Annotated in this window: 14 protein-coding genes and 1 tRNA gene; 10 read left to right on the top strand and 5 right to left on the bottom strand. The window is 42.2% G+C overall.

What is annotated here, in order from left to right:
• Positions 1 to 54: 54 nt before the first annotated feature.
• From folP to KL866_RS15335, 7 genes are all read left to right on the top strand, one after another.
• A complete protein-coding gene (folP, locus tag KL866_RS15365; protein WP_214995811.1) occupies positions 55 to 879 on the top strand; it encodes a dihydropteroate synthase in 825 nt (274 codons plus the stop codon).
• 9 nt (positions 880 to 888) lie between these two features.
• Positions 889 to 2232: a phosphoglucosamine mutase gene (gene glmM / locus KL866_RS15360; RefSeq protein WP_025255125.1), complete on the top strand. Its 1344-nt coding sequence runs from the start codon at positions 889 to 891 to the stop codon at positions 2230 to 2232.
• Positions 2233 to 2328: 96 nt separating this feature from the next.
• Positions 2329 to 3072 (top strand): triose-phosphate isomerase, encoded by a 744-nt coding sequence (gene tpiA, locus KL866_RS15355; protein ID WP_025255126.1) that lies wholly within the window; start codon positions 2329 to 2331, stop codon positions 3070 to 3072.
• Between the two features lie 10 nt (positions 3073 to 3082).
• Positions 3083 to 3496, top strand: a complete 414-nt coding sequence (gene secG, locus KL866_RS15350; RefSeq protein WP_025255127.1) for a preprotein translocase subunit SecG — start codon at positions 3083 to 3085, stop codon at positions 3494 to 3496.
• Positions 3497 to 3505: 9 nt separating this feature from the next.
• Positions 3506 to 3591 (top strand) — tRNA-Leu (locus KL866_RS15345).
• A gap of 235 nt (positions 3592 to 3826) precedes the next feature.
• Complete coding sequence (locus KL866_RS15340) at positions 3827 to 6121, top strand: GGDEF domain-containing protein (RefSeq protein ID WP_025255128.1); 2295 nt, start codon at positions 3827 to 3829, stop codon at positions 6119 to 6121.
• Positions 6122 to 6381: 260 nt separating this feature from the next.
• Positions 6382 to 6540: a YqaE/Pmp3 family membrane protein gene (locus tag KL866_RS15335; RefSeq protein ID WP_015067141.1), complete on the top strand. Its 159-nt coding sequence runs from the start codon at positions 6382 to 6384 to the stop codon at positions 6538 to 6540.
• 148 nt (positions 6541 to 6688) lie between these two features.
• Here KL866_RS15335 and KL866_RS15330 read toward each other — a convergent pair whose 3' ends face one another.
• The 3 genes from KL866_RS15330 to KL866_RS15320 form a co-directional block, all read right to left on the bottom strand.
• Positions 6689 to 7144 (bottom strand): hemerythrin domain-containing protein, encoded by a 456-nt coding sequence (locus KL866_RS15330; protein ID WP_025255129.1) that lies wholly within the window; start codon positions 7142 to 7144, stop codon positions 6689 to 6691.
• Between the two features lie 229 nt (positions 7145 to 7373).
• The gene (gene gdhA / locus KL866_RS15325) at positions 7374 to 8726 is read right to left on the bottom strand and encodes an NADP-specific glutamate dehydrogenase (protein WP_025255130.1); all 1353 of its coding nucleotides are present in this window, start codon (positions 8724 to 8726) and stop codon (positions 7374 to 7376) included.
• Positions 8727 to 8733: 7 nt separating this feature from the next.
• Entirely contained in the window at positions 8734 to 10362 is a 1629-nt protein-coding gene (locus KL866_RS15320; RefSeq protein WP_214995810.1) for a diacylglycerol kinase family protein, read from the bottom strand.
• 150 nt (positions 10363 to 10512) lie between these two features.
• Here KL866_RS15320 and KL866_RS15315 point away from each other — a divergent pair, with 150 nt between their 5' ends.
• Together KL866_RS15315 and KL866_RS15310 are read left to right on the top strand one after the other, a co-directional pair.
• Positions 10513 to 11043 (top strand): DUF2878 domain-containing protein, encoded by a 531-nt coding sequence (locus KL866_RS15315; protein WP_025255132.1) that lies wholly within the window; start codon positions 10513 to 10515, stop codon positions 11041 to 11043.
• A 19-nt stretch (positions 11044 to 11062) separates the two neighbouring features.
• Entirely contained in the window at positions 11063 to 11767 is a 705-nt protein-coding gene (locus KL866_RS15310; RefSeq protein ID WP_025255133.1) for an SDR family NAD(P)-dependent oxidoreductase, read from the top strand.
• A gap of 64 nt (positions 11768 to 11831) precedes the next feature.
• On the opposite strand, the gene KL866_RS15305 is transcribed toward KL866_RS15310, so the two are convergent.
• Both KL866_RS15305 and KL866_RS15300 read right to left on the bottom strand, forming a co-directional pair.
• Positions 11832 to 12662, bottom strand: coding sequence for an HAD family hydrolase (locus KL866_RS15305; RefSeq protein ID WP_214995809.1), 831 nt, complete (start codon positions 12660 to 12662; stop codon positions 11832 to 11834).
• 176 nt (positions 12663 to 12838) lie between these two features.
• Positions 12839 to 13432, bottom strand: coding sequence for a hypothetical protein (locus KL866_RS15300; RefSeq protein WP_251140095.1), 594 nt, complete (start codon positions 13430 to 13432; stop codon positions 12839 to 12841).
• A 587-nt stretch (positions 13433 to 14019) separates the two neighbouring features.
• On the opposite strand from KL866_RS15300, the gene KL866_RS15295 reads away from it, so the two are divergent.
• Positions 14020 to 15066, top strand: coding sequence for a DNA topoisomerase IB (locus KL866_RS15295; RefSeq protein ID WP_214995808.1), 1047 nt, complete (start codon positions 14020 to 14022; stop codon positions 15064 to 15066).
• The last annotated feature ends 113 nt before the right edge of the window (positions 15067 to 15179 follow it).

Below are 15179 nucleotides of genomic sequence, written 5' to 3'. Positions count from 1 at the left end.
ATATTATTTCTAATAATTTAATATTACTTCTAAAAAACACAATGCAGGTAATTCATGCAGTTTGGAAAGTACTTTATTGATCTGTCACAACCACACGTGATGGGCATCTTAAATGTTACGCCTGATTCATTCTCTGACGGCGGCAAACACGCCAGTGTAAATCAAGCTCTTGACCATGCGCTTCGCATGATTGATGAAGGCGCAACTTTCATTGATATTGGTGGCGAATCAACGCGACCTGGAGCGCCTAATGTCTCGCTACAAGAAGAGCTGGATCGCACAATACCAGTTATCGAGGCGGTAACAAAAAACAGCGAATGTGTTGTTTCCATTGATACAAGCAAAGCAGAGGTTATGCGCCAAGCGGTTCAATCGGGGGCTGGGTTAATTAACGATGTACGTGCTTTACAAGAGCCTGGAGCATTACAAGCTGCCGCAGACGCCGAAGTACCCGTGTGCCTAATGCATATGCAAGGGCAGCCTCGTACTATGCAAGACAACCCCGAGTATAGCGACGTAGTCAATGACGTGAGCAAGTTTTTAATTGAACGTGCTAGCGTGTGTGAAGAGGCGGGCATTTCAAGAGATAAAATACTGTTTGACCCTGGCTATGGCTTCGGTAAGTCACTAGCACATAATTATGCGTTAGTTAAACATCTGCCAACGCTTATGTCATTGGGGTACCCAGTATTGGTAGGTATGTCACGTAAATCTATGATTGGCAATTTGCTTAATAGAAAAGTGGAAGAGCGCTTGGCGGGAAGCCTAAGCCTCGCTACAATTGTTGCTCAAATGGGCGCACATATAATTCGCGTTCACGACGTAAAAGAAACAGCGGATGCTGTCAATATCGTGAAAATGCTGAATACGATAAAATAAGGAATAATAATGACGCAGCGCAAATATTTCGGCACCGACGGAATACGTGGGAAGGTAGGCGAAAGCAATATTAACCCAGAATTTGTGATTAAATTAGGTTGGGCAGCAGGGAAAGTACTGGCGGGCCGCGGTACGAATAAAGTACTTATCGGTAAAGACACGCGCATTTCTGGCTATATGTTGGAATCTTCTTTAGAAGCTGGTTTATCGGCGGCAGGTATCGATATTGGCTTACTCGGCCCTATGCCTACGCCTGCAATTGCCTACTTAACAAAAACGTTTCGCTCCGAAGCAGGCATTGTAATTAGTGCTTCCCACAACCCTTTCTATGATAACGGTATTAAGTTCTTTTCAGCGCAAGGCTTTAAGCTTGATGATGATATAGAGTTAGCTATCGAGGATATGCTTGAGCGTCCAATGACGTGTGTAGCGTCAGACAAACTTGGTAAGGCGACGAGAATTAACGACGCCGCTGGTCGTTACATCGAATTTTGTAAAGGCACATTCCCATCTGAGCTATCGCTGACTGGTCTTAAAATAGTTGTAGATTGCGCTCACGGCGCAACTTACCACATTGCTCCGAACGTACTTCGTGAGTTAGGTGCGACAGTTATTGAACTTGGTACAGCCCCAAATGGTTTGAATATCAACGATGGTGTTGGTGCAACGTCAATGAACGCGATTGTTGAAAAAGTAAAAGAGACGGGCGCTGACCTTGGTTTTGCATTAGATGGTGATGGCGATCGCATCATGATGGTAGACCATCTTGGTAACGTACTAGACGGTGACCAAATTGTTTACATTATTGCCAGGGATGCACTTAAAAATGGCAAAATGCAGGGCGGTGTGGTTGGCACATTAATGAGCAACCTTGGCCTTGAAAACGCACTTTCTAAATTAGGTGTGCCATTTGCCAGAAGTAATGTAGGCGACCGTTATGTAATGGAACTATTACAGCAAAAAGGTTGGTCTATAGGCGGTGAAAATTCAGGCCACGTACTTAATCTTAATATGAGTTCTACCGGCGACGGAATTGTAGCTGGGCTCCAAGTAATTGCAGCGATGCTGCGTTCTGATATGGACTTGCACGATTTAGCAAGCGGTTTTGATATGTATCCGCAAACTTTGGTTAATGTGCGATATGCCAATCAAGATGTGGATTATCTTGCTCACGCTGATGTGCAAAATGCTAAAAAAGAAGCCGAGTCTGCTTTAGGAAAAATGGGTAGGGTGCTTCTACGTAAAAGTGGTACAGAGCCTCTTATTCGTGTGATGGTAGAATCGAATGATGAAAGCCAATCTCACAAATGGGCAGAGCATATTGCTGAAACTGTTCGTAATCTCGCCAATTAGTTGGCGTAGCTGGAAATTTTGCTTTTTGTGCTTGTATCTTTTCAATTAAATAGTTAATATCACGCCCGCTTTGAAGACAGGGCTAAGGTCTACGTTGTGAGTAAAAATCTAAGAAAGCCATTCGTGGCTGGCAATTGGAAAATGAACGGAAATTTAGCATTAGTTGCTGAATTTAATCAAAAATTCGCTGATGTAAAAGCTGAATCGCAAATCGTAATTTGTGCACCTTCGCTTCTTTTACATGCATTTGAAACTCGCTCATTTGCCATCGGTGCTCAAAACGTAAGTCATCTAGAAAATGGCGCTCACACTGGTGAGTTGTCAGTTCAAATGTTGAAAGAAGCGGGTTGTGGCTACGCAATTGTTGGGCATTCAGAACGAAGAGAAGACCAAGGCGAGTCAAGCGAACTTGTTGCTTTAAAAGCAAAGCAGTGTGTTGCATCAGGTGTTGTACCTATCATTTGTGTGGGTGAGCCACTAGATGTAAGGGAAGCTGGTAACGTTGAAGCATATGTTGGAGAGCAACTAGATGCACTAGTTAGCGCCATGTCAATTGACGAACTCAGCAACACTGTTATTGCATATGAGCCGATTTGGGCCATTGGTACTGGTAAAACAGCCAGCCCGGAACAAGCACAAGAAGTACACGAATTTATTCGCGGTTACTTTAATAAAGTAGACGCACAATTGGCTGAAGGCCTACGTATTTTATACGGTGGTAGCGTTAAGCCAGATAATGCCGAAACCCTATTTGCTCAGAAAGATGTGGATGGCGGTTTGATTGGCGGAGCCAGTTTAAAGGCTGACGATTTTATTTCAATTTGCCAAGCGGCAAACTGACGAGGTATTTATGATTTACGAAGTGCTATTAGTAGCATACCTAATTGTGGCGCTATTACTTATTGGGTTTGTATTAATCCAACAGGGTAAGGGTGCAGATATGGGCGCTTCATTTGGCTCAGGTGGTTCAAACACAGTATTCGGTTCATCAGGTTCTGGTAACTTTATGACACGTACCACTGCAATTTTAGCGGGTTTGTTTTTTTTCATCAGCCTCTCTTTAGGCGCGATGACTTCGAACCGCGAAAGTGCTGAAGACGAGTGGAATAACCTAGAGATTCCAGCATCTGTGGAAGAGCAAGTTGAATTGCCTGCCGATCAAGATGTTCCAGTAGTTGAAGATGCAATACAGAACGATGTACCTGTAGTTGAAGATGCTGTGAACGATGTTCCAGCGGCTGACGACGCAGAAGGTTCTAACTAAAATATTTTCGCGGAAGTGGTGGAATTGGTAGACACGCCATCTTGAGGGGGTGGTGAGCATAGCTCGTGCGGGTTCAAGTCCCGCTTTCCGCACCAATTACTATTTAAAAGGCCAGCATTTTGCTGGCCTTTTTGCTTTCTGAACTTTAAAAAAACATGAGGCTCGCCTCAGATAAGTTTATATTAGAACTTATGAATTTGTAACAAAGCGTTAAAAACTAAAATTTACAGGATGTTATGCCTGTTCCTATCTTTGTTATTGGGCTATTCTTGAATCGTTCATCTACTCTCAAATACATAAAAATTACAACAATGTTAACGGGGCACTAAAGTGCAAAAAACACTGAGTCAGAGTTTATTTCAAACTTTGTTACTAGGTATTGTAATAGCATCACTTCTGATAGTTGGAGCAGTTTGGCGTTCTGCCAATACACTAGTCGTCCAAAATATTGATCACGATATCCTTTTGGCTGAAAAAGTTTTTGATAAGGTTGTTGCCGATAGGCAAGCTGTTATTCGCAATGTGTCAAAAGTACTATCTCGTTCGTTCGACTTCAGACGCGCTGTTGGAACAGAGAATATTCCGTCTATAGAAGCTGCATTTACAAGCTACGCAGAGCGCCTTAATACTGATATTATCGCCTTAGTAACCTTAGATCATAAAGTAGTAGCCACAAACACCGATTTATTTGAAGTGGGCAATAATGTTGAGAGTAGCTTGTCTCTAGTGGCTAAGGGGCAAGATAGTGGCTTTTTCGTTGTTAACAGTAAATTAATCCAACTTAATTTAATTAAAGTAGAGATCCCTACGCTAAGATATTACATGCTTATCGGCGTTGGATTTGATAGAAAGTTACTTGAAGAGCTGAAGCAACTCGTCGATGCTGAGATTATCATCTCCGATGTAGATTCAAGCGAGATAATAACGTCAACACTAAATGCTGACGATGCACTACGAGTCATCTCCGCTAAGCAAGACCCATCTTGGGTTGACGTCACCTTTAGAGATGATTTAACTTATTTCGCTCGACAAGTAACCATAGGTGAAAAGGAAAATCTGCCTATGGCTATTACGCTGGCAGTAGATACAACCTCTTCTTTCAGTGCTTTCACCCGCATTCAACTAACCATATTGGCATTTTGCATAATCGCAATACTCGTAGCTTTGGGACTTTCTTTGCTGCTAGCAAGAAATGTGAGCGAGCCCGTCTCAAAGTTGGTTAAAGCTGTAAACAAGGTGGCGTCTGGTTCTTATGGTGCTACGCTTGAAGCGCCATCAAAGCTTAGAGAGATTACAGAACTTGCCAACGCGGTTGATAGTATGCAAGCAAGTATCAAGAGCCGTGAAAAACACATACGCTATCAAGCTGAGCATGATGTGCTAACTGGCCTTTTCAATCGCAACTATGTTGAAGGCTTTTTTGAGTCGGAGCTAAAGGAAGGGCGTGCCGTTCAGGTAGTCGCTATCACCGTTATTGGGTTTAGAACTATTAACGACCTTTATGGGTACTCAAATGGAGATAATACGCTTAAAGCGCTAGCTGAGCGCTTACAGCGCTGGCCTGGAACGTCAGCTCGCCTTGCTGGCGGAGAAATATTGTATATTTCACATGACTCCCTTAATGATGATCAGCTAGAAACACTCAAGCATATTTTAGAGCAACCGGTTGAAAGTAACTTAATTGCCATTCCTATAAAAGTTGCTATGGCAATAATCGAGTGTCCTGAAGATGCATCTTCTTCAGAGGAGCTCTTTAGGAAAATGAATATTGTTACCGATGAGGCTATTCACAGTGATAATTGGTGCGTTCGTTATCGCAGAGACTTAGAAGATAGGTACAACCGAAGATTAGCAATAACGACCGAATTAAAACGCGCTCTAGCTATTCAGCAAAATGAACTATCTATGGTTTATCAGCCCAAAGTCGATTTAAAAACCATGAAAGTTTGTAGCATGGAAGCGTTAATTCGTTGGAATAATAGCGAGCTTGGTTTTGTTCCACCAGATGAATTTATTACCATCGCTGAGCAAGCTGGTCTGATTGAACAGGTGACAACCTGGGTGATGCAGCAAACCATTGCCGATTTAGCTTATTTTAGGGCCAAAGGGTATGGATTTTCTGTCGCTATGAACCTTTCTACTCAAGACATACAAAACAAAGTGTTGCTTAGCAGTCTTGTAGCATTGCTCACACGTGAAGGCTTATCGCCAGAAGCCTTAGAACTTGAGATAACAGAAAGTGACTTAGTTGCAGACGCCTCACTCGCTATAGAAAATCTAAACGAGTTAACGGCGCGAGGCTTTCACTTTGCGATTGATGATTTTGGTACCGGTTACTCCTCATTAGCGTACTTAAAAAACTTACCTGTTAAAACAATTAAAATAGACAAGAGTTTTATTCTTTCCCTCGCTAGCGATGAAAACGATCAACAAATTGTTCATACTGTTCTTAGTTTAGCCAGTGTATTTAATCTGAAAGTCGTTGCAGAAGGCGTTGAGGATGTTGCGTCGCTTGAGATTTTGAAAGAGTGGGGCTGTGACATTGCGCAGGGTTATTACATAAGTCGACCTCTAAAACGTTCAGACCTTGAAGATTGGTTGCAAAATTCGTCTTTCGGTGAATAGCTTTATTATAAGGAAAAGTTTATTTTCTAAGTATACGCAATGCTTTGTTGCTGGGTATGTACATATGTCAACGTGACTTATCTTCGTTCCTGCCACTTAGCATTGTCATGCGACTTGGCGTTGTTAATGCGACTTGGCATTGTTAATGCAAAAAATAACAACGAGACGTGTAAAAACGCTCTATAGGCCTAAATTTATCACCATGTGTGAGTATTTTGCCTACTGAGTTGTGAAATTACTTCAAAAACAAGGAATTTATTATGGACATCATTCGTATACTTTTATCAATTTTACTTCCACCACTAGGCGTATTTTTGCAGGTCGGCCTAGGCGCACACTTTTGGATCAATATTTTGCTAACTATTCTGGGTTACTTCCCAGGTGTTATCCACGCAATTTATATCATTGCCAAAAAGTAGGTGATGTCACTCGCTATACTGCCCGATTAACAGTGCATTGAGTGTTGTGAAGCAGTAACGAAAACAAACAAAAGCCAGCTTTTAAGCTGGCTTTTTAATGTAACGCCAATAAAAAACGAAGCGCTTAATAGCGCTTCAGTTATCCTAACTAAGCCGTAAGTTTTTCCTCATCTAGCTCTTGTTTCATTTCTTTTTTATATTCATCGGCAAGTTTCGTTTTCTGGCGATCATTCAACACACTGCCAGCTAACTGGAAGAATTCTTGTTCTTCATCGGCGAGATGATGCTCTACCTTTTCCTGTAAGTTTTTTAAGTGACGTAGCCAAGCAGGTGAACTCATATCAGTATCATCAAGTTTTGCCAGGAGTTCATCAATTTCGTGGTGCTCGGCAATACCATGGCGCGTTAAATCTACGGTGGCGTCCTTCTCCAATAAATGCGAATAAAAATGTCGCTCTTCTGCTACCGCATGGCTTTCAAGTTGGGTTTTTAACTCATCGAAATACTCACGGCGTGCCGCAGTGTTTCCGCTGGTCTCTGCCAGAATCTTCAGCAATAAACGTTGTTTTTCGTGGTCTTGACGTAGTGCTTCAAAAATTTTCATGGAAAGTTCCTTTTGCAAATTTAAAAGTGAATGACACTTCTAGTAATGCTATTTTTATTCCATGAATCTTATGTATATAACTGTATGAATTTGTTTGTTTTATTGGTCTTTCCGATACAGGGAATACCAGTTTCGTCAGAGGTGGAGAGCAGAATTTACACTGAGGTTGCCGATAAATTCACAGCGGCTTTACCGTAAACTTATCGACAATTTGAAAAAAGAAATGGGATTATACGCCTTGCGCAAGCATAGCGTCAGCAAGTCGTCTAAACGCAGCAATGTTCGCCCCTTTCATGTAGTCAATGTAACTGCTTCCATCACCGTTGTTTTGTCCTTCTTCAACACAGCGTTGGTGAACACTTTCCATAATAGAATACAGTTGCTCATCGAGCGCGCTTGCGTTTCGTTGGTTAAACATAGCGTTTTGGCCCATTTCTAAGCCTGACAGCGCAACGCCACCGGCGTTAGACGCCTTGCCCGGTACATAAACTATCTTGGCGTTTAAGAACAGGGCTTGTGCTTCATTCGTACACGGCATGTTCGCGCCCTCTAAAACCATTTGGCAGCCATTATCCAGTAATGCTTTTGCGTCCTCTTCAAGCAGTTCATTCTGAGTTGCGCAAGGTAGGGCGATATCGCACTTTAAATGCCATGGTTTTTTATCTAACACCCATTTGCCCATGTTTTGTTCAGCCATGTCAGCAAGAATATTGTTACGTGTTGCGTGATTATCTATTGCCCATTTGAGCGCAATGTCAGTTAACCCGTCTTCATTATGTAAAAGCCCTCGGCTATTAGAAAGGGAAATAACCTTTCCACCTTTTTCAACTGCTTTAAGTGCGCCATGCAGTGCTACATTACCCGCGCCAGATACTGCTATGGTCTGGCCTTCAATTTCTGAATCTCGGTGCCGGCAAACAGCTTCTAAAAAGTAGATTAAGCCAAAGCCTGTAGCTTCTGTGCGTACATAACTACCGCCAAACTCTAAGCCTTTACCTGTTAATACACCTTCAAACTTATTATTTAATCTGCGATATTCACCATAGAGATAGCCAATCTCGCGAGCACCTACATTGATATCACCAGCAGGTACATCGGTGTTTGCGCCTATGTGCCGCTGAAGTTCACGCATGAATGCTTGGCAAAATAGCATTATATCCCTATCTGTTCTGCCTTTAGGGTTAAAGTCTGAGCCGCCTTTACCACCACCCATGGGCAACCCAGTAAGGGCGTTTTTAAAACACTGTTCGAAAGCTAGGAACTTTAGCACCGAGAGGTTAACGGTAGGGTGAAACCGTAAACCGCCTTTGTAGGGCCCCATTGCTGAATTGTGCTGCACTCTCCAACCCTGGTTTACTTCAATATCTCCTTCACTGTTCATCCAAGAAACAGTGAAATAGATAATGCGCTCTGGCATACAAATACGTCTTACAATATCAAACGTCTTGTAGTCTTCGTTAGCATTGTATATTGGAACAACATCCTCAAGTACTTCATGTACCGCTTGAAGGTACTCTGTTTCATTAGAAAACTTGTCATTAAGGAAGCTAAAAATTTCTTCAAAATTACTTTTCTGAGCCATGTACCAATTAATCCTTATCTTCTAAGTTGGCAAGCACGGTGAGGCTTCTAGGGACGGTTTTTATAATAATTTTATCGCCTTCATAGATTTCACCATCTACAGCATAGGCAGTAGGCTTATCGAATGACAATGTTATGCGTGATGCGCGTTCATGGCGTATGGACTCTGATTGCTTTTTTGATTCAGCGGGGCTTAAAACGAGTTCCGCTAGCGATGCAAACTGCCTGTCAGAGCTTGGCTGCGGCAATAACCAAGTAAGATCTAGCTTTCCGTCGGTAATGTCCGGCTGCTCTGCGCCTTGCGCCAACGCGGTTGTCATAGGTGCGGCATTGGCGATGACGAAGCTGGGTGTTTCTAATGTTTCAGTCGGTTTGTCATCTTTTGCTACTTCAAATGTCGTGTTTTCATTATTAGAAATGGCATTCCACAATCCTTTTAAATAGGCGAACTGACCGCCTACGTTTTTTTCTTCTCTGTCAGCGGCCGAAATCATTTGTTCTTCAAATCCAACGGCTGCCACCAACAACATGACTTTATCGTTACAGGTTGCGGTATCAATTTTTAAGGTGTCGCCCTTTATAATAATGTCGCATGCAGTACTTATAGGCATAACTTTACTGATATATCCGTGCAGTACTTGGCTAAGCGCATTGGCCGTTCCAAAAGGGATAATGCCCATTGTGATGTCGGTATTAATTAACGCTGACGCTACTTCTGTTAACGTACCGTCTCCGCCACAGGCAATGACAATATCCGCTTTTTCATCTTTGGCCTGTTGCGCTAATGCTTTTCCGTCTACTTCCGGTGTGGTCTCTTTTACCGTCACTTTAAACTTTTCGTTTAGCCTAGAAAGTACTTCGCCTCGATACTGTTTCCACTTACCGCCGCCCGCTACTGGGTTAACAATTAGCGTAAGCTCTTTTCGTAAAGACAACAGCCCGCCATCTCTCACTTTTTGCAACGACGCTAACTGATGTTTATTAAGTCTAGCCGTTTGGCGTATTTGATTAATCTGACGTAAGGCATCATCAACACTTAAGTTTGGATTTTTAGCTAGAAGGTAAGCCGCCACCACAAGCACTGAACGGCCACGGCCAAGTGCGCAGTGAACAACTACATTTTTGTTATCAGATATCTGCTGATTAAGCCAGTTGATTGCAAGAACGAGTTGCTCCGAGGTGGGGCTTGTATGGTCCAAGACAGGAACGTTTAGATACTTATAATCTTCCTGATACGCTGTCCAATCTAGGCCGTCAAACTCTGCTGTAACATCAAGGATGGCATCGACATTATTTTCGTTAAGTAGGTCTACGTGTTGAGTAGACATGCGGCATGCGAGAAAAAGATGGGGTTCAATTTTTTGAAGTGGAGGAACCTTGTCTGTTCTGCGTGCATATTCGTTGTAAAGCCCGGAGCCCAAAAGAAATGGAACAAAGATCCAACGAACATAGAAGGGAATAGAGCCATCTTCGCGTTTACGAAATAAACTTGGGTAGTTAAGCAAATAGGCACTGCTTACCGCAATAAGCGAAAAAGCAATCCATCCAAATGCAATTTTTAGCAATAGAACGGGTACGGTTACCGTTAGCAATAACGCCAACAATGCTCCGAGTATGTAGTACTTCACCATTTTCACGACTAACACATCCTTTGTAATTGGAAAAAGCAAATAGCTTATGCGTTTATACTTACACACATTTGTTTTCGTTTACTTTTAAGATCTTTGATTTGAACTATCACTAGGCGGTAAGCGTATATTTTTGTATAGAAAATATGAGCGTTCGAAATGAATAAAACTGTAGTACTCAAAGTTGCCAATTTCGCATGGTTTCAAGCGATATGGTGGTTAGTCATTCTGTTTCAAAATAGTGCAGTAATTCCCGTATTGGGGCTACTCTTGATTTGGATTGCAATTTCCCCTAAGCGAGTTGAAGACATAAAGCTTATGAGTGCAGTTTTTCTACTCGGTACAGTGGTTGACGCTTTACTCTCGTTAAGTGGTCTATTCATTTTCAACCAGACAGAGGAGTTGGTGAGCTTTTGGCCAATTCCCATATGGCTTAGCCTTCTTTGGGCTGCATTTGCGGGTACTGTTTATCACAGTTTAACTGCTTTTAACGGCCGAATGATTATTGCAGCAATTGCGGGGGCTGTATTCGCGCCGCTTAGTTATATAGCGGGGGCAAAATTTGGAGCGGTCGAGCTAGGTGCAAGCATGATGCTCTCTTATATTTTCCTTGCGTTAGTGTGGAGCGTAATTTTTCCGCTGTGTTTTTATTTATCCAATCGTTTTGAGGCGAATGAAGCCCAAGCGTAAATGCAAGGAGTGTATTGGCATGACAAAAAACGTATTAGTAACCGGTGGTAACCGAGGTATTGGCCTAGAAATAGTAAAGGGAATGTTGTCTAAAGGCTATAAAGTGTTGATGGGATGTCGTGATGAAGACGCTGGCCTTGAAGCAAAGAAAGATATAGTCGGAGGGGATTTGCATGTTATCGAAATGCCGCTCGATAACGAAACGGCTATTGTTGATGCGTTTGTGCGTGCCGAAGCTGTGTATGGTCCCATTGATATTCTTATAAACAACGCAGGGATTTTAGACGACACCGACTGGAAAGATGTTATCTCCGAGAATTTAGCGAAATCCATGCAGGTGAACGTGAATGCTCCACTGACACTTATTCAGCAAACGTTACCGCAAATGATTGAACGAGGCTTTGGTCGCATTATTAACGTAAGCTCTAGCTACGGTAGCTTTGCCGAAGGACTGAAAGGGCCTTTCTGTTACGCGGTATCAAAGGCAGCTATTAACGCCCTTACAGTGAAGATGGCTGCTGTAGTAGATGAAGCCGCTGACGGCAAAAAGATTGATGTTACGGTGAACAGCATGACCCCTGGCTGGGTACATACCCGAATGGGAGGCAGCGACGCACCTAAAACACCTGAAGAAGGTGCAGATACCGCGATTTGGCTCGCAACAATGGAAGAGGGGGGCCCTCACGGTAAGTTTTTAAAAGACAGAGAGCCTATTGAATGGTAGCCGGCTAATGATTCAACATATATTAGGCCACCATTAATTCCTATAACCTGAGCTAGTAAACCGGTTAAAGTGAGAATCGCTCTCTTAAAAAGCGAGCGATTCCGTCTTCATCATGATGTCCAATCACTGAAGTCGCGGCTTCTTTAATGTAAGGTTTTGCGTTTGATGGAGCATACGCTTCGTCGGCAAGTTTAAACATGCTTAAGTCATTATCACTATCTCCGAACACAATAACGTTGCTTGCATTCAATTGATTGCGCAATAACTCAACAGCGCTACCTTTACTTGCTAGGTTGTGGTGCACGTCCATCCAACGATATTCATCGCCCTCAATCGCAGGCCCCGAATACGCAATTAATCCATCGTTCATATTCAGTTGCTTATACATTTCGTAAACAAGCGCGGCGTCGCCAATCATACTTATATTTGTAATGTGCGCATTAGCAGGTAAAAACTCAATAGAAGCGAGGCGCGCTTTAGTACGTGAAAAGTATTTCTCTATTAAATCAAATTCTACCTGGTGCTTGGGGGATGAATGATAGATCACATGCTCATGGTCAGGGCTATCCAAATTAACCGTGTTAATAAATGGCGTGATATTGTTTTTAACCGCGTGGTCAATGATAAGATTGACTTCACTTGGGGCCAATAAGTTTTCCAGCGTTAGCGCATTTCCGGTTGGGTCCCATATGGCTACACCGTTATTATAGATGTGAGGTAGAACAAAAGATTGACCTTGGAGTACGAACTGCGCTGAGTGCATAGTGCGTCCTGTTGCCACCGTAAACGCTATGTCCTTTTCTCCAAGTAAGCCCAATGTTTCTTTTGTGAACGAAGAAATTTCTGAAGACTTATTTAACAATGTCCCATCTAAATCAAAAAATATTAAATCCATACAGTTCGTGCCCAGTTTTTCTTTAAATTACTATCGTTAATCAAGCACTAAAGGGCAATATACACAATCGGTATATTGCCCTTTCGGTAGTCCGGCTTAGCGGCTTAATAGTACAATTCTGTTACATTATCATATTCTACATTTAAGAAGTGTTTCGTATCACCTAATAAATTTTGTTATCGAATAGATTCAACCACGCTATCTGTGTGCTGCTTTAGTAACTGAGCCACTTTTGAAGATGATTGGGATTTCTTAAGATTAATCACCAAAGCAACTTTGCCATATCGAGCCGCATGCCTTACAGTTTGAATGATTTCGTTTCTATCGGGTCGTAAACCGATAAGGCCTGCGATAAACAATCCAATGAATAAACCTGGGCTTATAAGCGCAATATAGGTAAATAAAGGGTTTTGCTGCGTAAGAGCTGGGCCAAACTGGGTTAGAATAAAAGCTGCAAGTAAGCCCGCAACAAGCCCCAAAGAACCAAGGAGAAGGTGTGAAGACCACATACTTTTACCTATTGAATCGCTCTTGCGCTCAAGCTTCTCGCTCATCCGAGGGTCGCCAGCTTCAATAACCTCTACCTGAGATGGCTCGACAGTGGTATTACATTGAACTATCTCTAATACTTCTTGCACTTTTTGCTTTGAAGAAAATACCGCAGCAACTTGCAGTTCATCATTTGAAACTACGTTAGCTCTCAAATTTTCATGCTGACGGCTTTTGCCACTTCCTGAATCAGTTTTATTCGAACTTTGATTATTCATCATTTAACCCTCGACTCCTTAGTCGGACCACAAAATAAATCCGCTTCACTCTGTGCTTCAAAGGCTACCGTCGTAAATCCGAGCCTTCAAGCATATGTCTATGGGTAATAACTATTCAAATTGTATTCCGGTAGATGGTTCACGAGGTTGTCCTTTAGTCTAATTGAAATCAAATTATTCGCTATCTATTTGTTTTATCTTGATAATTTTAGAGTGTTAAACATCGTTAATTAACTAGAGTCGCGGACAAGCTGTGTTTTTTAGCGTTACAAATTGATTATTTGAGACCTTAACTCGTTAAGGCTAACAATGTAACCGTGATAATTTTACACACCACATGAAAAATCGTTACGGCGTAAAAAGCTTGTCGTCTAACGCGAGATGCATACTCATGAGAAATGGCGATTTGACTATGTGATCAATTATCTTCTTTCTACTGTAAGTTCTAACTATCAGCAATTGCAGTTCTTTTAACTTTGTAGGCCAATAGGGTACATCGCCAATAATGAACAGCAACCTTAACGACGTGCCCCAATAACTAGGTTTTTAGGGTTTGTTAAGCCTTCAAAAGGGGAAAAGAAGGGACATGTATGAAACGGATTAAAGGCTACTGCAACGTATATTCTGATGATAGCCATTTGTCGATAAAGCGTATCGCGTGCGGAAATAAACGATTTTACTATCGTTACGCTAGTGGAAAGAAGGTGGTGGGTGAGCGAGTACTCAAACGCATTAAAAGCTTGGTCATTCCCCCTAATTGGAGAAATACCTTAATTAGCCGCGATAGTAAAGCGAGTATCCAAGCCGTTGGATATGATGAAAAAGGGCGCAAACAATATATTTACCACGTTAAATGGCATGAGCAGCAGCAAGTTGAAAAATTCGAGCGACTTCTTGCCTTCGGTATTGCTGTCCCCAAATTTCGAGAACACTGTCTTTCTTTGATTTCACAGCCTTCATGGACCCTCGAAAAAGCGTGTGCGCTTGTGTGCCTGCTGCTGGATTACACTGGTGCTAGGGTAGGTAATGCGCAATATAGCAAAGAAAATGACACGTACGGTTTGACGACCTTGCGGCGTAAGCACGTGCAATTACAGTGCGACGATAGCGTTGAACTTTCCTACACAGGAAAGCATGGTAAGCCAAGAACCTTGAAGGTAAATGACCCTGAACTTGCATCACTAATTGGTGATTGTGCTCAACAACAAGGTTATTGTTTATTTCGCTATCAGGATAGCGATAAGCATTGGCACGACGTAACAAGCGAAGATGTTAATGCATTCATTCACAAAGAGTTAAGCGAGCAGTTCAGTTGCAAAGACTTTAGAACCTGGGCCTCTAGTCGGTTCGCGCTAACCAACCTTCCTCGTGTTTATGACCAAGTTAATACTTCCAGAACTAAAAAATGGGAAAGCACATTAAGCAAGGTGGTAGCAGCAGAACTTGGAAATACCCCCACAGTATGCCGAAAATATTATATTCACCCGAAACTATTTACCGTTCAAAACGACGAAAAAGCATGTGAAAAGCTAATAAATAGAGTTCGCTCCATTCATAACGAAGATTGTACTTCACTAACCCAGCTACTGCCCGTGGAAAAGCTTCTTTTGGATGTTATTTCGCCTCAATGCGCGTAGTAATGCATTTTTAATGAAAATGTTTTAGCTGATAGTAAAGTTGTTATATTTTCATGCATTTGACTGGAAGTTAAATTGTTTCATAAGGTTCGTTGTTTTCTCAAGGTTTTGAT

Source organism: Alteromonas sp. ALT199, from assembly GCF_018619335.1.
Classification (GTDB): Bacteria; Pseudomonadota; Gammaproteobacteria; order Enterobacterales; family Alteromonadaceae; genus Alteromonas.
Note: the sequence above shows the minus strand (reverse complement) of the source record. Positions and strands in the feature narration are given on the sequence as shown.